The 17,503-nt window shown below is 64.7% G+C and carries 17 protein-coding genes; 7 read left to right on the forward strand and 10 right to left on the reverse strand.

From position 1 onward, the window contains the following. Positions 1 to 72 precede the first annotated feature (72 nt). The gene (locus WKH79_RS13775) at positions 73 to 2,730 is read left to right on the forward strand and encodes a PAS domain S-box protein (protein ID WP_341859192.1); all 2,658 of its coding nucleotides are present in this window, start codon (positions 73 to 75) and stop codon (positions 2,728 to 2,730) included. A 6-nt stretch (positions 2,731 to 2,736) separates the two neighbouring features. Here the strand turns inward: WKH79_RS13775 and WKH79_RS13780 are convergent, their stop codons facing one another. The 10 genes from WKH79_RS13780 to WKH79_RS13825 form a co-directional block, all read right to left on the reverse strand. After that, positions 2,737 to 3,405 (reverse strand): response regulator, encoded by a 669-nt coding sequence (locus tag WKH79_RS13780; RefSeq protein WP_198143426.1) that lies wholly within the window; start codon positions 3,403 to 3,405, stop codon positions 2,737 to 2,739. Positions 3,406 to 3,807: 402 nt separating this feature from the next. After that, positions 3,808 to 3,930, reverse strand: a complete 123-nt coding sequence (locus WKH79_RS13785) for a DUF2474 domain-containing protein (RefSeq protein WP_082835456.1) — start codon at positions 3,928 to 3,930, stop codon at positions 3,808 to 3,810. Beyond that, complete coding sequence (cydB, locus tag WKH79_RS13790; protein ID WP_050599667.1) at positions 3,930 to 4,937, reverse strand: cytochrome d ubiquinol oxidase subunit II; 1,008 nt, start codon at positions 4,935 to 4,937, stop codon at positions 3,930 to 3,932. The genes WKH79_RS13785 and cydB overlap by 1 nt, the downstream gene beginning before the upstream one ends. Beyond that, complete coding sequence (locus WKH79_RS13795; RefSeq protein ID WP_341859193.1) at positions 4,927 to 6,381, reverse strand: cytochrome ubiquinol oxidase subunit I; 1,455 nt, start codon at positions 6,379 to 6,381, stop codon at positions 4,927 to 4,929. Before WKH79_RS13795 ends, cydB begins: the two co-directional genes overlap by 11 nt. 59 nt (positions 6,382 to 6,440) lie before the next feature. Beyond that, positions 6,441 to 8,462 (reverse strand): sulfate permease, encoded by a 2,022-nt coding sequence (sulP, locus tag WKH79_RS13800; protein ID WP_341859194.1) that lies wholly within the window; start codon positions 8,460 to 8,462, stop codon positions 6,441 to 6,443. After that, on the reverse strand, positions 8,426 to 9,658 hold the full coding sequence (locus WKH79_RS13805) for an FAD/NAD(P)-binding oxidoreductase (RefSeq protein ID WP_341859195.1): 1,233 nt from the start codon (positions 9,656 to 9,658) through the stop codon (positions 8,426 to 8,428). The genes sulP and WKH79_RS13805 overlap by 37 nt, the downstream gene beginning before the upstream one ends. A 23-nt stretch (positions 9,659 to 9,681) precedes the next feature. Then, positions 9,682 to 10,095, reverse strand: coding sequence for a TIGR01244 family sulfur transferase (locus WKH79_RS13810; protein WP_341859196.1), 414 nt, complete (start codon positions 10,093 to 10,095; stop codon positions 9,682 to 9,684). Further along, the gene (locus WKH79_RS13815; protein ID WP_341859197.1) at positions 10,092 to 10,514 is read right to left on the reverse strand and encodes a DUF6691 family protein; all 423 of its coding nucleotides are present in this window, start codon (positions 10,512 to 10,514) and stop codon (positions 10,092 to 10,094) included. The genes WKH79_RS13810 and WKH79_RS13815 overlap by 4 nt, the downstream gene beginning before the upstream one ends. Beyond that, positions 10,511 to 10,960, reverse strand: coding sequence for a YeeE/YedE thiosulfate transporter family protein (locus tag WKH79_RS13820; RefSeq protein ID WP_341859198.1), 450 nt, complete (start codon positions 10,958 to 10,960; stop codon positions 10,511 to 10,513). The genes WKH79_RS13815 and WKH79_RS13820 overlap by 4 nt, the downstream gene beginning before the upstream one ends. Continuing rightward, positions 10,957 to 11,886 (reverse strand): MBL fold metallo-hydrolase, encoded by a 930-nt coding sequence (locus WKH79_RS13825; RefSeq protein WP_341859199.1) that lies wholly within the window; start codon positions 11,884 to 11,886, stop codon positions 10,957 to 10,959. The genes WKH79_RS13820 and WKH79_RS13825 overlap by 4 nt, the downstream gene beginning before the upstream one ends. A 74-nt stretch (positions 11,887 to 11,960) precedes the next feature. On the opposite strand from WKH79_RS13825, the gene WKH79_RS13830 reads away from it, so the two are divergent. The 6 genes from WKH79_RS13830 to WKH79_RS13855 all read left to right on the forward strand — a co-directional run bounded on the left by WKH79_RS13830 (position 11,961) and on the right by WKH79_RS13855 (position 17,444). Next, positions 11,961 to 12,632: a peroxiredoxin gene (locus tag WKH79_RS13830; RefSeq protein ID WP_341859200.1), complete on the forward strand. Its 672-nt coding sequence runs from the start codon at positions 11,961 to 11,963 to the stop codon at positions 12,630 to 12,632. Further along, positions 12,629 to 12,973, forward strand: coding sequence for a metalloregulator ArsR/SmtB family transcription factor (locus WKH79_RS13835; RefSeq protein ID WP_050599660.1), 345 nt, complete (start codon positions 12,629 to 12,631; stop codon positions 12,971 to 12,973). Before WKH79_RS13830 ends, WKH79_RS13835 begins: the two co-directional genes overlap by 4 nt. A 177-nt stretch (positions 12,974 to 13,150) precedes the next feature. Further along, on the forward strand, positions 13,151 to 13,891 hold the full coding sequence (gene exbB / locus WKH79_RS13840) for a tonB-system energizer ExbB (protein WP_063505737.1): 741 nt from the start codon (positions 13,151 to 13,153) through the stop codon (positions 13,889 to 13,891). Positions 13,892 to 13,893: 2 nt separating this feature from the next. Continuing rightward, positions 13,894 to 14,322, forward strand: coding sequence for a TonB system transport protein ExbD (exbD, locus tag WKH79_RS13845; protein ID WP_341859201.1), 429 nt, complete (start codon positions 13,894 to 13,896; stop codon positions 14,320 to 14,322). Further along, complete coding sequence (locus tag WKH79_RS13850) at positions 14,319 to 15,065, forward strand: energy transducer TonB (RefSeq protein ID WP_341859202.1); 747 nt, start codon at positions 14,319 to 14,321, stop codon at positions 15,063 to 15,065. Before exbD ends, WKH79_RS13850 begins: the two co-directional genes overlap by 4 nt. Before the next feature lie 15 nt (positions 15,066 to 15,080). Beyond that, positions 15,081 to 17,444, forward strand: coding sequence for a TonB-dependent receptor (locus tag WKH79_RS13855; protein WP_341859203.1), 2,364 nt, complete (start codon positions 15,081 to 15,083; stop codon positions 17,442 to 17,444). Positions 17,445 to 17,503 lie beyond the last annotated feature (59 nt).

Raw genomic sequence — 17,503 nt, forward strand, 5'->3', positions numbered from 1 at the left:
GAGGGCTGGTGTTGGAGCACTTGGCTGCGCTACGCAATTTTTCGCGTCGTGGAGGTTCGGCAGTTGGACAAGATGTTTCGCCGAGAAATTCTCGAGGCGATCGGGCACGGGGTTGTGTTCACTGATCCCGCAGAGAAGATCACTTACGCCAATCGCTATTTCTGCGAGATTACGGGCTATAACGAGAGCGAGGTGCTCGGGCGGACGTGCCGGTTCCTGCAGGGGCCCGAGACTGCGGCCGAGACCAAGTGGCGGATCCGGCAGGCGCTCGATGCGCGTACGCAATTCGATGGCGACGTCCTCAACTATCGCAAGAATGGCGATGCGTTCTGGAACAGCATGTCGATCACGCCGCAGTTCGGCGACGATGGTGAACTGATCGGTTATGTCGGGATCACGCGTGACGTTACCGAGAGCAAGGCCCGCCAGCTTCGCAATGAAGAGCTCGAGCAGCAGTTTCGCCTGATCTTCCAGAAGATCCAGGCGGGTATCGTGGTCCACTCGCCCGAAGGGGATGTGGAGATGATCAACCTGCAGGCTTGCCGCCTGTTGGGTCTTTCGCACGATGAAGATGCCGCACTGGGCGAATTCGAGGAGCTTACGCTCATGCTCGAGGACGGGACGACGCTGGCGAAGGAGGATTACCCGGCGCGGCAGGTGGCGGCGACGGGCGAATTCAAGCGCGGCCTGATCGTCGCTCTTGCACAGGACGGGCTGAAAGATGTGCGGTGGCTGTCCTGCAGCGCCTTTCCGATCTGCAACGACGCTGGCGAAGTCACGGTCATCGTATCCAGCGTGACCGATATCACCCATGCGCGCGAACAGCAGTTCGCGGCCCAGCGCGACCGCGAGCGGTTCGAACTGGCATCGCGCGCCGCGAAGAGCATGATCTTCGACTGGAACCTCGTCACCGGCGCGCTCTGGACCAACCAGAATTTCGAACGGATTTTCGGAACGCAGCCGCCGGCCGAAATGAATTTGGACAATGTCGCGCAGTTCGTCCTCGAGGCCGAGCGCGAGACTACGCATGGCCAGCTGCTCGAGGCGTTCGAGCAGGCCAGCGAACGGCTCGAAGGGGAATTCCGCTTTGCTCGGCCGCGGGGCGGCGTCGGGATCGCGCATGCGGAATTCATGATCCATTACAATGACGAAAAACCGGTGCGTATCGTCGGGGCGATCCGGGATCTGACCGAGCTGCGGCGCAAGGAACAGCGGCTGGAAACCTCGGAAGAGCGGCTGCGGATCGTGGCCGAACTTTCGAGTGACATGCTGTGGGAACTCGACCCGCGCACCGACCTGTTGTGGCGCGCCAGCGAAGGGGTGGAGCGGCTCGGGCTCGATCCGTCGCTGGCCCCCTATTCGGGCGGCGTGTGGCACAACACCATCCTGCCCGAAGACCGGCGGGAGGTGATCGCTTCCTTCTGCGAGGCGATCGAAGGCAAGGCGGATCGCTGGCGCGCCGAATACCGGATCGAGCGCGCGGACGGGTCACACCTCCTGGTCGAGGACCGGGCGGCGATCATCCGGTCGAAAGACGGCACGGCAATCCGCGTTGTCGGGGCTGTGCGCGATATCACCGAAAGCCGGCGGCTGGAGGACATCCTGCGCGAGAACCAGTCGCTCGAGGCTCTGGGGCAGCTTACCGGTGGGGTGGCCCATGACTTCAACAACATGCTGATGATCATCATGGGCAATGCGGAGACACTGGCCGAAGACCTCGCCAGTCCGACGGACCGCGAACGGCTCGAACTGATCCATTCGGCGGCGCGCAACGGAGCCGAACTTACCAGCCGCCTGCTGTCCTTCGCGCGGCAGCAGCCGCTGGCCCCGCAACGGATCGATATTGCCGAGCAGATGGCGCAGGCAGCGCGCTTGATCCGCCACGCACTGCCGGACCAGGTGGAACTGACGGTCGATGTCGAAGGCCAGGCGCTTTATGCCGAGGTCGATCCCAGCCAGCTCGACAATGCGCTGGTCAATCTGGCGCTCAACGCCCGCGACGCAATGCCGCGGGGCGGTTCGCTCTCGCTGGAAGCGCGCCCGTACCGGGTCGAGGCCGGTCTGCTCGATTCCGTGCTGGAGCCTGGCGACTACATTCGGATAGCGATGGTCGATACCGGTGCCGGGATCGCGCCGGAGATCGCGCCACGCGTTTTCGAACCCTTCTTCACCACCAAGCCGATCGGCGATGGAACGGGGCTGGGGCTCAGCATGGTCTATGGCTTTGCCAAGCAATCCGGCGGCCACGCGCTGGTGGAAAGCAGCCCGGGCAAGGGGACGGCGGTCAGCATCTTTCTTCCGCAGGCAGCCGGTGGTCGGCCCGTCCCACGCTCAAACGACGCAAGTCCGCGGATGGACGGGGAAAATGCGACCATCCTGCTGGTCGAGGACGATGCGCAGGTGCGCGACTACGTGGAATGGATACTGAACGCCGAAGGATATTCGGTGCTGAGCGCGTCCGATGGCCGCGAGGCGCTTGAGATACTGGAGCAGCATACGGAAATCAGGCTGATGTGCACCGATGTCGTCATGCCCGGCAGGATGGACGGTATCGAACTCACGCGCGAGGCACAGCGCCGCTTACCCGGCCTCAAGGTGCTGGTCATTTCAGGCTATGCGAGCGAGGCATCGCTGCGCGAGGCGCTCGATTGGAGCGATACCGCTTGGCTGCCCAAACCGTTCACCCGCCGTGACCTGGCGGGTGCGCTGGCGCAGATGGAGCGAAGCTGACCGCGCTCAGCAGTTGACGGATGCGGGCCGGGCGGCGAACTTCGCCCTTTCGAAGGTCAGAGCGAATTCCACCGCGTTGCGGACCTCCAGCTTCTTGAAGATATTCGCACGGTGAACCTCGACGGTTCGCGGGCTGATATCGAGCGCGCGGGCGATCTCCTTGTTGCTGCTGCCATGCACGATCTGGTTGGCGATTTCGCTTTCTCGCGATGTCAGCCGCGCAATCAGCGATTTGCACGCTTCCACTTCCGCAACCTGCCGCCGCAGTTCCACCGACCGTTCGATATGCCCTGCGATCTTGTCTGCGAAGCTCTTGATCGACACCGGCTTCTCTACGAAATCGACCGCGCCGCATTTCATGGCTTCGACGGCTAGGCTCACTTCGCCATGCGAGGTGAGCATGATGACGGGTATTGCTTGCGCTTCGGCCGGGATCTTGCCCAGTACTCCCAGCCCGTCGAGTTCGGGCATCCGCATGTCGAGGACCACGCAATCTGGAATCTCGAATTCGAGGCTGTCGAGGAAATCCACGCCGCTGCGAAAGGGACGGCAAACAAAGCCGAACCGTTCGAGCCCGCGCACCAGCGTCTGGCGCACACCGGATTCGTCATCGACGATCGCGATGCGGTGTTTAGCGTCGTTATTGGCGTTCGTGTCCTGCGGATCAGCAGTCAATAGTTCCTCCACCCCTGCTCGGTCGTATCGGCGCATCGAGGCGCACAATACAACCCCTTTCCGGCCGGAACCTGCTCTTACCCCGCCCTCGAGCAATCGGCGCGCCCCGACAACGGATGTGGGGGTTAGCCGAATTATCATTAACATCGTCGGAACGCAAATTTGCGGCGCATAAACAAGATGCTATCGGACGGGGCCTAGGATGGGGCGCGGCTGCATTCTACCCAGCGAGATCGGGGGGGGGCGACTGTTCGTGCAGCTAGACTTGCGTGAACGCTTCATTTGTCGTCGGTGAATGCGGCGACGGCAGAGATCGACATGGTCGGAACGCCCAGAAAAATTCTCAGGACCGTTACTTGGGTCCTTCGCGAAGTGCGCTCGCGTAGCTTTAAGGGCGCCCTATCAGGACTTGAGCCAGGTCCTGATAAGGAAGGCTACCGTTCCCAGCACTGCGACGCTGGCGAGCCAGATTGCTGCCATCCATCCCAGCCGCTGCCACAGCGGGCGATCTTCGGGCTGCCCCATCAATGGTAACCTTCGTCGCCCACCTTGCCGCGAAAGACCCAGTAGGCCCAGGCGGTATAGGCGATGATCAGCGGCATGGTGATGGCAACGCCTACCAGCATGAAGATCTGGCTGCGTTCGGGTGCCGCGGCATCCCAGATGGTGACGCCGGGCGGGACGACATAGGGCCACATGGTGAAGCCGAGCCCCGCCATGCCGAAGAAGAACAGCGCCAGGCTGAGCCAAAAGGGCTTGCTGTGGCGCTCGACCGACAGCGAACGCAGCAGGGCGATGGCGATAACTCCGGTCAGGATGGGCACGGGCGCAGCGAGGTATATCTCCGGCGCCGTCAGCCAGCGATCGGCATATTCGGGGTTGAGGAAGACGTTGTAGAGGCTGACCCCGCCCATCAGCGCGAGGGTGGCCCATGCCGCGCGCTTGCCCATCTGCCGCGCGTGGTGCTGGCCAGGCCCGTCAAGCTTCCATACCAGCCAGGTTGCGCCGAGCAGGGCATAGCCCGCCACCGTGCCGAGCCCGGTCAGCAGCGTGTAGGGCGTCAGCCAGTCGAACCAGCTGCCCGCATAGGCGCGGTCGACCACCTCGATGCCTTGCAGCAACGCGCCCAGCGTCATCCCTTGCGCCATCGCCGCGACCAGGCTTCCGCCGGTGAAGGCGGCATCCCACAGCCGCCGATGGCCAGGGTCGCGCCAGCGGTATTCGAAGGCGACACCGCGAAAGACCAGCCCCAGTAACATGGCGATGATCAGCGGATAGGTGGCGGGCAGGATCACCGCGTAGGCCAGCGGGAAGGCGGCGAAAAGCCCGCCGCCGCCCAGTACGAGCCAGGTTTCGTTGCCATCCCAGACCGGAGCGATCGAATTCATCGCGCGGTCGCGTTCGGGCCCGACTTCGAAGGTCGGGAAGAGGATGCCGATGCCCAGATCGAACCCGTCCATCACGACATAGGCGAAGACCGCAAAGGCGATGATGAACGCCCAGATCACGGTGAGGTCGAAATTAACGGCCATCGGTCGCCTCCTCCTGATTACGCGGCAGGGTGCTGGGGTCGCCCGGGTTCTGCGACGGCCCCGGGGTAATGCCGGCGGTACGGATGGGGCCCGTATCGCCGCGCTTGACGCCCTTCTCGCCGACATGGGGCGATTTGCGCATCAGGTGGAGGATGTACCACACACCCGCGCCGAAGACCGCGAAATAGACCAGGACGAAGGCCACCAGCGAGGCGCCGACCGCGGGCGCATCGAGCGGGCTGGCTGCATCGGCCGTGCGCAGGAGGTTGTAGATCACATAGGGCTGGCGGCCGACCTCGGTCGTGATCCAGCCGGCCAGCACTGCGACAAAGCCGCTGGGCGCCATGACCAGCGCCGCACGGTGCAGCCATTGCCAGTCGTAGAGCTTGCGCCGGAACCGTGCGGCGAGGCTCCACAGACCCAGCCCGAGCATGGCGAAGCCGATGCCGACCATGATTCGGAACGACCAGAACACGATGCCGACCGGCGGTTCCTCGTCGTCGGGAATGGTGTCGAGCCCGGCGAGCGGGGCATCAAGGTCGTGTTTGAGTATCAGGGAGGACAACTTCGGGATTTCGAGTGCATATTTGACGCGTTTTTCCTCGCTGTCGGGAATGCCGAACAGGATCAGCGGCGCCCCGTCGGGGTGGCTCTGGTAATGGCCTTCCATTGCCATCACCTTCTGCGGCTGGTGCTCGAGCGTGTTGATGCCGTGCATGTCGCCGGCGACGATCTGGATCGGCGCGACGATTGCCGCCATCCACATTGCCATGGAGAACATCTTTCGCGCGTGCAGGTTGGTGCGGTCGCGCAGCAGATGCCAGGCGCCGACCCCGCCGACGACGAAGGCAGTCGTGAGATAGGCGGCAGTCACCGTGTGGACCAGGCGATAGGGGAAGCTGGGATTGAAGATGATCTCGAGCCAGCTGTCACCCGGCAGATATTGCCCGTTGGCGCCGATCTCGTACCCCACCGGCGTCTGCATCCAGCTGTTGACCGACAGGATCCAGAAAGCGGACACGAAGGTCCCCACCGCGACCATCAGCGTGGCGGCGAAATGGAGCTTCTTGCCGACGCGGTTCATGCCGAACAGCATGACGCCGAGGAACCCGGCCTCGAGGAAGAAGGCGGTCAGGACCTCATAGGCCATCAGCGGGCCGATGACGGGTCCGGCAATGTCGGAGAAGACCGACCAGTTGGTGCCGAACTGGTAGCTCATCACGATGCCCGAGACGACGCCCATGGCGAAGGCGATGGCAAAGATCTTCAGCCAGTATTTGAACAGGTCGAGATATAGCTGCTTGCCGGTCTTGAGCCACAGGCCTTCGAGCACTGCGAGAAAGCTGGCGAGCCCGATCGAGAATGCCGGAAAGATGAAGTGGAAGCTCACCGTAAAGGCGAACTGGATCCGGGCGAGTAGAAGTGCGTCGACGCCTTCGAACATGACTTTTTCCCTATCTCTCTGCCTGTCTAGCGGAGCGGGGGGCTCGGGGCCCGTCCGATTTACGCAAGGGGTGTTGCATTGGATCGGTGCTCGGCGCGCCAGCGATAGAAGGTCTTCTCCGAAATGCCGATTTCGCGGCAACTTTCGCATACGCCCCGGCCGGCGGCAATGAGCGCCGCGATCCGGCGGCAGCGGGCGTCCTTGTCGGGGATGCGCGGCATCAGATCATCCCGCGCGCCATGTCGGCGGGCGGCACCTCGGACGGGCCGCCATTGGCCGCAAGCTCGCGAAAGGCGCGGTTCTGCGACAGGAACACCCGGCCGCTGAGCTCGGCGACGAAATCTGTGCGGTTCAACCGGTCCATGACCGGCCCCTTGACCTCGGACAGGTGCAATCCGATCCCGGCGTCGGCGAGGCGATGATTGATCGCCCTCGAGGCTTTCGAGGCCAGAAGCGTCGATTTCGTTCACTGCGCTGCACATCAGGATCACGTGGCGCACTGCGGGTCGGTCGGCGACTTCCTCGAGGACATATTCCTCGAGCCAGCGCGCGTTGAGATAGGTCAGGCTCTCGTCGATGCGGATCGACAGGACGTGCGGCACGGTGAACACGTCGTGGCGGTCGATATTGCGGAAGTGCTCGGTCTCGGGAACGCGGCCGACGATCGCGGCATGCGGGCGGCTGGCGCGCCACAGATAGAGCAGCAGTCCCACCGCGACCCCCGCGATCACCCCAAGTTCGACGCCCGCCACCAGAGTGATGACGATGGTCACCATATGTGCCGCGAAATCGGCCTTGGAATAGCGCCACAGCTGGCCCGGTGTCTTCAGATCGACAAGGCTGAGGACGGCAACGATGATCGTCGCGGCCAGTGTCGCGATCGGCAGGCTGAACAGCAGCGGTGTCAGGAACAGCCCCGCCAGCGCGATACCCACCGCGGTATAGGCGCCCGCCGCGGGCGTTTCCGCACCGGCATCGAAATTGACCACCGACCGGGCGAAACCCCCGGTGACGGGATAGCCGCCCGAAAAGGCGCTGGCGATGTTGGACGCGCCGAGGCCGATCAGTTCCTGGTTCGGCGCGATCCGCTGGCGGCGCTTGGCGGCCAGCGTCTGCGCGACCGACACGCTCTCGACAAAGCCGATGATCGAGATCAGCAGCGCGGGCACCCATAGCTGCGCAATCAGGTCGGGATTGGTGGAGGGCAGGGCAAATGGCGGTAATCCCTGCGGGATCGCCCCGACGAGGTTGACCCCGCGCGCGCCGAGGTCGAGCGCGAGCGCCGCCACGATGGTTGCAGCGACAGCGGCAACCGGCCCCGCCTTGGCGACGATATCGGCGGCATGCTGCGTCAGGCCCAGCCGGACCAGCAGCGGCTTCAACCCTTTGCGTACCCAGAACAGGAACAGCGTGGCGGGCAGCCCGATCGCGAGCGTCCAGGGATTGATCTGGTCGATGGCCGCGGCAATCCCGCCGAGCATGGCGGGCCAGGTATCCCCGCCCGCGCTGACACCCAATATGTGCTTGAGCTGGCTGGTCGCGATGAGAATCCCGCTGGCCGTGATGAAGCCGCTGATGACCGGATGCGACAACAGATTGGCAAGGAAGCCCATTCGCAGCAAGCCGAGCACTGCCAGCATGATGCCGGACAGCGCGGCGAGCGTGATCGCGGCTTCGAGATAGAGCGCCGTGCCCTGCGCTGCCACCGCACCGGCCGCGCTTGCAGTCATCAGCGAAACTACTGCCACCGGCCCCACCGCCAGCGTGCGGCTGGTCCCGAAGATCGCATAAGCCACCAGCGGCAGGATCGAGGCATAGAGACCCACGACCGGGGGCAGGCCCGCCAGCAGCGCATAGGCCAGGCTCTGCGGGATCAGCATGATGGTGACGACCACGGCCGCGACCAGATCCCGCGTCAGGACCGCGCCGTTATAGGAGCGGCCCCATCCGAGAATCGGGAAGTATTGCGCCAGCGCATGCGCGCGCTGGCGCTGCCCGGGTGCGCCTGGCGGTGCCGCGCTACCTTCGGTGCCGGCCGGTTCCATCAGGCTGCGGTCTTGACCTGCGGCCGTGCCAGCCACTCATGGCCCTTGAGCATGCCGTTCCAGTAGATCCACGGCAGCGCCTCGGACTTGAGCAGCCAGCTGAGCCGCCGCGGACGGGTGCCGTCGATCAGCCAGGTGGGCAGGCTGGGCAGGAGCTTGCCGCCATACCCGAATTCGGCGAGCACGATCTTGCCGCGTTCGACAGTCAGCGGGCACGAACCATAGCCGTCGTAATCGGCGACCGGCTGCTTGCCGTCGAGCACAGCCAGCGCGTTGACCGCGACGATCGGGGCCTGCTTGCGCACGGCGGCTGCGGTCTTGGCATTGGGGCTCGACCCGGCATCGCCGAGCCCGAAGACATTCGGATAGCGCACATGGCGCAGGGTGATCGGATCGATATCGACGAAGCCGCTTTCGGCCTGCGCGAGCGGGCTGTCGGCAACGAACGCCGGGGCGACTTGCGGGGGAACGACATGGAGCATGTCGAACGCGACCGTTTCCTCACCGGCTTCGGTTTTGAACGTGGCGGTCTTTGCCGGTCCGTCGACCGCGACAAGTGTTTGGTTAAGCTTGAGGTCGATGCCGTATTTCTCGACATATTCCATCAGCGCGGGGACGTATTCCTTGACTCCGAACAGCACTCCGCCGGCATTGCGGAACTCTACATCGATATCGCCCAGCACGCCGCGATCGGCCCAGGCGTCGCACGACAGGTACATCGCCTTCTGCGGTGCGCCCGCGCATTTGATCGGCATCGGCGGCTGGCTGAAGATCGCCCGGACTGATCTGAGCGTACGAACGAGGTTCCAGGTGTAGGGCGCCAGGTCGTAGCGATAGTTCGAAGTGACGCCATTGCGCCCGAGCGTCTGCTCCAGTCCCTCGATCTGTTCCCAGGCGAGCCGTATGCCCGGTGCAACGATCAGCAGCCGATAGGCGATCGTGCTGCCATCGCGCAGCGTAAGCTGGTTGTCTTCGGGCTGGAAGGTCGCCGCGGCCTGCCGGATCCAGCGGGTGCGTTTGGGCATGACGCTGGCCATCGGGCGGCAGGTCACGGGCGCATCGAACACCCCGCCGCCGACCATGGTCCAGCCGGGCTGGTAATAGTGGTGTTCGCTCGGTTCGATGATGGCGATGTCGAGCAGGGGCCGTCGCTTGAGCAGCGATGCGGCGGTGGCGATGCCGGCCGCGCCGCCACCGATGATGACCACTTCGTGCGTGTAGCTGCGTGCCATGCCAGATCTCCGGTTTGCGGGTGCTATTCGGCCAGTTGCGATGCCAGCGCGGACAGGTCGTAACCCGCGGCGCCGGCTTGCTCGAGGCGGTCGGCCACGCTCAATCCTTCGGGATTGGCGAGCGCATCGATCGTGATCGAACGGGTGCCGGTGCGACAATAGGCGAGCACCTTGCCGCCGGCTTCGCGGCGGACCTGCCCGAAGGCGGCAACCGCTTCGGCAGGAAATGCGCCGCCGGCAACGGGGATATGGTGGAAGCGCATGCCGGCGCTTTCCGCCGCCGCGCGCATGACTTCCGCGGCGGGCTGGTCATCGTCCTCGCCATCGGGGCGATTGCAGACCAGCACGCTGAACCCGTCCTGGACCAATGCCGGCAGCGCTTCGGGCGAAAGCTGCGGAGCGACTGCAAAGCGATCGGTTACGCGTTTGCAGGTCATGCCGATTTCGCTTCGAACAGCCGGACCAGCGCCATGCCCGCCAGCATCGCGGCGACGAATATTGCGGCCGCACCCGGTTCGATCACCAGAGCGGCAATTCCGGGGCCGGGACACAGGCCGGCGATGCCCCAGCCAATTCCGAACAAGGCGGCTCCGCCGATCAGGCGCGGCGTGAGATCGGCGCGGGTGGGAAGGTGGAAGGCCTCGGCCAGCCACGGCGTCTGCATCCGCGGAACCGCTCGCCAGACAACTGCCATGACGACCACTGCCCCGCCCATCACGAAAGCGAGCGTCGGGTCCCACGCGCCGAACAGGTCGAGGAAGCCGCGTACGCGCGCCGGGTCGGTCATTCCGCCAAGTGCGAGACCGGCGCCGAACAAGGTACCCGAGACGAGGGCGGGGAGGGCGGGGCGGGTCATCGCAGCACCTCCATGCCCAGCGCATTCATCGCGGCGACAGTGGCGATGCCCGCCGCCATGAAGGTCAGCGTGGCAACGATCGAGCGGGCGGACAGGCGGCTGACGCCGCAGACCCCGTGACCGCTGGTGCACCCGCTGCCCAGCCGCGTCCCGATACCTACCAGCAGGCCCGCGACAATCAGGACCGGGGCGCTGGCGAAGCGGGCTTCGATACCGCCTTGCAGCATGGCCACGACCAGCGCGCCAAGCGGTAGCCCGATAACGAACGTCCAGGCTCCGCTGCGGGCAATGCCGCTGCCGCCCAGCCCCGCAGCCTTGGCCGCAATCCCGGAAACGCCCGCGATACGGCCCAGACCAAGCAGCATGACGGCTGCAGCAAGGCCGATCAGCACGCCGCCCGCAAGGCCGGCGAGCGGGGCCGCCTCGGGATAGCCTGGCAGTGTCATACCGCGTTCACCGGGATCTTGATGTAACTGACGCCATTATCTTCCGGTTCGGGAAGCCGCCCGCCGCGAATGTTGACCTGCACCGAAGGCATGATCAGCTTGGGCATGTCCAGGGTCTTGTCGCGGCTGGTCCGCATGGCGACGAAGTCTTCCTCGGTGACGCCATCCTTCACATGGACGTTTTCCTCGCGCTGCTGCTTGACCGTGGTCTCCCAGGCATATTCGTCGCGGCCCGGCGCCTTGTAGTCGTGGCACAGGAACAGGCGGGTATCGTCGGGAAGCGACAGCAGGCGCCGGATCGAGCGGAACAGTTCGTGCGCATCACCGCCGGGGAAGTCGGCGCGTGCGGTGCCGAAATCGGGCATGAAGATCGTGTCGCCGACAAACGCCGCATCACCGATGATGAAGGCCATGTCTGCGGGCGTATGTCCGGGCACGTGCAACGCGATGCCCTCGAGCTCGCCAAGAGCGAAGCTTTCGCCATCGTCGAACAGCTTGTCGAACTGCGATCCGTCGCGCTCGAAATCGGTGCCGGCGTTGAACAGCTTGCCGAACACTTCCTGCACGCGGATGATCTCGCGGCCGATCGCCAGCTTGCCACCCAGCCTTTCCTGCAGATAGGGCGCCGCCGAGATATGATCGGCATGCGCATGAGTCTCGATCAGCCAGGTAACTTTCAAATTATTCGAAGTGACATATTCGATAATTCGGTCGGCGGAGCCGTTCGAAGTCCGGCCCGAGGCCGCTTCGAAGTCGAGCACCGAGTCGACGATCGCCGCCTCCGCGGTCTTGGGATCATGCACGACGTAGGATATGGTGTTGGTGGCTTCGTCGAAGAAGCCGGCGATCGAGGGGCGGCGCGTCTTGTCGTCGCGGGCGCGCCCGATCTGCTGCGTGGCGTGGGCGAGTGGTTGGTCGGTGGCCATCGGACTTACTCCAATAAATTACATAAACTATGTATATGTATTGCACTATTGATGTCAAGTGGTAGGAAGGCGCGATGAGGCAGGACGCGCACAACTCCGGCGATGCATCTGCGGCCCCCTGCGCGGGCCTGCGGATCGGCGACATAGCCCCCGATTTCTCGGCGCGCAGCACTACGGGCGATGTCCGTCTGTCCGATTACCGCGGGCGCTGGCTGGTGCTGTTTTCGCACCCGGCGGATTTCACTCCCGTCTGCACCACCGAATTCGTCGCGCTGGCGCGTGCGGCGGGTGATTTCGCGCAGCGCGACTGCGCGCTGATGGCGCTGTCGGTGGACAGCCTGTTCTCCCATTTCGCGTGGCTCAGGATGATCCGCGACCGGTTTGATGTCGAAGTCCGCTTCCCCATTCTCGAGGATCCGACGCTGGTGATCGGCCGCGGTTACGGGATGGTCGCACCGGGCGACAGCGACAGCGGCGCCGTACGATCGACCTTCTTCATCGATCCCGAGGGGGTGATCCGCGCGATGACCTGCTATCCCGCCAATGTCGGGCGTTCGACACCCGAAATGCTGCGCATGCTCGACGCGCTGCAGGCGGTCGACAAGGAGACTTCGCTGGCACCCGCGAACTGGCAGCCGGGCGAGGCACTGCTGGGCCAGCCACAGGCGGACCTCGACAGTGTCTTCGCGGCCCAAGGCGAGGCCGACTGGTTCCTGGGCAAGGCCGGGGCGGGAGCGCGCAGGTGAACGATGACGATCTGGTCGCGGCGCTGAAGGCGGTGGCCCACCCGGTCCGCTTGCGCATCCTGCAGACGCTGTCGGGCGCCGAACGCAATGTCGGCGAGATCGACGACGCGGCGGAGATCGGACAGCCGACGCTGTCGCAGCAGCTGGCCGTCCTGCGCGGTGCCGGGCTGGTGGCCACGCGCAAGGACGCGAAGCTGGTCTATTACCGGATCGACGAAACCAAGCTCGGCCACGTGACCGCCGCGCTGGCGCAATTCGCCGGCGAAGCGGTGGGGTCAGAAGCGCCGGTCCGCCGCCGTACTTCAGCGCCCGGCGTGGCCAATTTTGCCCAGCTCGGCTGAGCGGGGGCGAATTCCGTAACTCCCAATAAGCACGCTCCCTGATCATGATCAGGGAGGCGGCGAATGGTGCAATTTATGCACCATCGCGCAGCAGAAAACGCAAATGAGAATGACTTGCAATAGAAGTTGCGCGGGCTTAGGCGGACGCTCCAAGCGAATCAGCAGGGCCCAGCACACGTGTTCCGAAAACTCCTTCCCGCAGTCTTTCTCATCGTCGCGACTCCGGCCGCGGCAGGCACCCAGACACTGCCGCACGATCTCAGCGTATGGGGCATGTTTGCGCAGGCCGACTGGGTGGTGAAACTGGTGATGATCGGGCTGGTCCTGGCCTCGGTCGCCACCTGGACCGTCCTTATCGCCAAGCATCTCGAGCTCGCTCGCCAGCGCAAGAGCGCCGAAGCTTTCCGCGACACGCTGGCCGAAGCGGGATCGCTGGCGCAGCTCGATGCCGCGTCCGCCGCGCATCCCATCGTTAAAGAGGCGCGGGCGGAAATCGCCCAGTCCGCCGATGCTCTGGCGGATGCCGAGGGCCTGAAGGAGCGCCTCGTCTCGCGCCTCGACCGCTACGAGGCGAAAGTTGCCCGCAAGATGACGCAGGGGGTCACGATCCTCGGCACCATCGGGGCGACGGCGCCCTTCGTCGGCCTGTTCGGCACGGTGTGGGGCATCATGAACAGCTTCATCGGGATTGCGGAATCGCAGACCACCAATCTCGCCGTGGTGGCGCCGGGCATCGCCGAAGCCCTGCTGGCGACGGCATTGGGCCTCGTGGCCGCCATCCCCGCCGTGGTGATCTACAACCATTTCGCGCGTGTAATCGCCGCTCATCGCGCCGTGGTCGCCGATAGCGCGGCCGCCTTGCTACGCATCGTTTCGCGCGATCTGAGCCGCGGCACGCTGCCCGCGGTCGAGGGCTGACCATGGCGCTCAAACTTGCTTCGGACAGCGAGGACCTCGCGGTCGCGCATGAAATCAACGTGACGCCGTTCATCGACGTGATGCTGGTGCTGCTGATCATTTTCATGGTCGCCGCGCCGCTCGCGACCGTCGACGTCAAGGTCGATCTGCCGGTATCCAACGCGCAGGCGGCTGCCAAGCCCGAAACCCCCGTCTACCTTTCGCTACAGGCCGACGGGGCCATCCTGGTAAACGAGGACGCGGTCGAGCTCGGCGGGCTCGGCCGGGCGATCGAAGAGGCGACCGCAGGTGACCGTGAGGAGCGCGTTTTCCTGCGCGCCGACAAGGCGATAACCTATGACGAGATCATGCAGGCCATGAACGCCCTGCGGGCTGCGGGCTACGTCCATGTCGCCCTGGTCGGCGCGGAAGCCGCCGGAGCGGCGCAGTGATCGATATCGGGGCAGGCCGCAGCCACTGGATGCTGGGAGGCGGTTTCGCGATCGCCGGCCATGCAGCCGTGCTGGCGGGCGTGCTCCTGGTCAACACTGGGCCGGTGGACCCCGCGGTCGAGGATCCGGTGGTGCTGGTCGAGCTGCCACCGCAGGCGGCCCCAGCGCCTGCGCCGGCCGTTTTGCAGCCGGTCCAGCAGCAGGCCGACTACGTCCCGCCGCAAACCTTACCGCCGCGCGTCGAAGCGCCGCGCGTGGATGCACCTTTACCGCGCGAATTCGTCGCTACGCCGCCGCCCCCGCCGCCGCTTCCTGCCCAGCGCAGCGCTAGCCCGCCGCCGAGGCCCGCTGCCCCGGCCGCGCCGCCGCGCGCTGCCCTGGCGATCGCACCGGCGGGCAGCGGCACCGGAACCGCGGCTACCCCCGGCGACGATCCGAAGGCGAAGCGCGAGGAAGCCGACTATTATTCGCTGCTCAGCGCGCATCTCAACCGCAAGAAGCGGTACCCCAGCGAAGCCAAGAAGGCCCGCCAGCAGGGCGTCGTAACCGTTCGCTTCACCGTCCATGCGGATGGCCGGATCAGCGGCAGTTCGATCCGCACATCGAGTGGCCACGACCTGCTCGACCAGGCCACGCTCGACCTGATGGAGCGCGTCGCCCCGCTGCCCAGATTCCCGCGATCGATGACGCGCGACCGCGTCACGATCTCGCTTCCCATCGACTACTCACTACGCACGAAATGAGAGAAAGGTTTTACCATGAGGGATCGTAACCGGGGCGTGATCCGCCCGCTCAGCCTGCGCGGTGCCGGACGGGGCACTGCTGCGGCGATGGGCCTGTCGGCCGCGTTGATTGCCGGCGGTGCACAGGCGCAGGATGCCAATGGCGAAGACGAAGTCGTCCTCGACACGCTGCAGATCGAAGACGCCACCGCTGACGTTAACCCCAACGCCCAGCCGGGCGTACCCTACAAGGCGCGCACTTCGGGTGATCTGCGCCGCGTGAAGCCGCTCTCGGAAACCCCGCAGACGATCCAGGTGCTGACCGAACAGCAGCTCGAGGAACAGGGCGCAACCGACCTGCGCGACGTGCTCGACAATGTCCCCGGCGTGACCATCGGTACGGGCGAGAACGGCAACGCCTTCGGCGACCGTTACATCATCCGCGGCCACGAGGCCCGCAGCGACGTCTTCGTCGATGGCCTGCGCGATCCGGGCATGACCACGCGCGAGACTTTCGCAGTCGACCAGATCGAAATCACCAAGGGGCCAAGCTCGAGCTTCGCGGGTCGCGGTTCGACCGGCGGCGCAGTCAACTCGATCACCAAGAAGGCCAGCACCGATTACCAGTTTACGCGGGTGGACGCGGGCATCGGTACCGATGACTATTACCGCGTCACGCTCGACGCCAATGTGCCGCTGACCGATACGCTCGCGCTGCGTGCCAACCTGCTCTACGGTTACAAGGAAGTGCCCAACCGCAACTTCTCCGACCGCGAGCGTTACGGCGCCGCTGTGTCGGCCGCCTTCAAGCCCAGCGAAGTGTTCGAACTGGTGCTCGACTACTATCACCTGACGGCGAACGATACGCCCGATCTCGGCGGCTACGTTCCCCGGCCGACCGGTACCGGCCCGGACGATGTAACGGTTTACGAACCGTGGGACGACGTGCCCAATTACACGCAGAACGGCGACTTCCTGGATTCGGATGTCGATACGGTCACCGGCCGCATCTACATCACGCCGTTCGATGGCTTCACGATCGTCAATTCGACCCGCTACGGCGAAACCAGCAATGGCTATGTCCTTACCGGTCTTCGCGGCGGTGCCTACGACCCGGCGACGGACACCTACGCTCCGGTCACGCTCAGCACGCACCAGGGCAACCAGGAAGTCGAATATTTCGTCAATCAGTTCAATGTGCTGGGCGAATTCGCCACCGGCACCGTGCTGCACAATCTGATCGTGGGTGCCGAATATTCGAACCTCCAGGTCGCCAATGGCACTTACGACCTGACCGCGAACGGCGCGACCAATTGCGTCACTGCCGGGCGCGGCGGACTAAGCCCGAATTACTGCATCACCGATGAGAACCGCAATGTGATCTTCGGCCAGAACGAAATCCACAATATCGTGCAGCGCACGATCGCGGATGGCAGTGTCGACAGCGATTGGCAGGTCGAGACGCTGTCGGTCTATGCGATGGACACGGTGGACTTCACCGACTGGCTGTCGGTCCATGGCGGGATCCGCATGGATGCCTTCAGCTACAGCAACGTGGTGACCAGCCGCGGCACGGTCACGCCCTACACCTACAGCGATACGCTGTGGAACGGCCATGCCGGGATCGGGGTGAAGCCGCTTGAAGAAGTGTATGTCTACTTCAACTACGGCACGGCCAAGAACATCAACGGCGGCGAATCCGATCTTGGCGGCAATTGCGGCTACGGCGGCATCTGTGTCGACGACGGTACCGGCATCGGCGATGGCAGCCCCGAAAGCAGCGACAGCTTCGAACTCGGCGTCAAGGCCGACCTGTTCGACGATCGCTTCCTCCTGACTGCCGCGGCGTTCCAGATCACCAAGGGCGACGTGTTCGAATCTGCCGGCGACGGTTACAGCGCCGGTGGCTCGCTTAACACCGGGGAGAACCGTGTACGCGGTCTCGAATTCGGGCTGGTCGGCAACATCACCCCGCAGCTGCTCGCGCAGGCGGCACTGACCGTGATGGATTCGGAAATTACCGACTCGAACGACCCCGGCAAGATCGGCCGCCGGCTGAGCAATTTCGCCAACACGCAGTTCAGCGGCCAGCTGCGCTACCAGGTCACCGATGCGATCGCCTTCGGCGGCACCGCGACCTACAAGAGCGCACAGTACACCGGCCAGCCTGACGATGCGGCGAGCTACGACAGCAATCTGGACATCTTCACCTACCGCGTGCCGGATTACTGGACCTTCGACGCCTTCGCGAGCGTGGATTTCAACCAGAATTTCGGTGCCCGCGTAAACGTGACCAACATCGGTAACGAGGATTACTACGTCTCGGGCTATCGCTCGGGTCACTTCCTCTACAAGGGTGACGAACGCCGGGCGACGCTGACGCTCACCGGCAAGTTCTGATACGGCAGGGCGCGGGCTTCGGCTCGCGCCCTTCCACTCTTGCGACAAGACGACACTGC

Source organism: Qipengyuania sp. GPGPB31 (assembly GCF_038396345.1).
GTDB classification, from domain to species: Bacteria; Pseudomonadota; Alphaproteobacteria; order Sphingomonadales; family Sphingomonadaceae; genus Qipengyuania; species Qipengyuania citrea.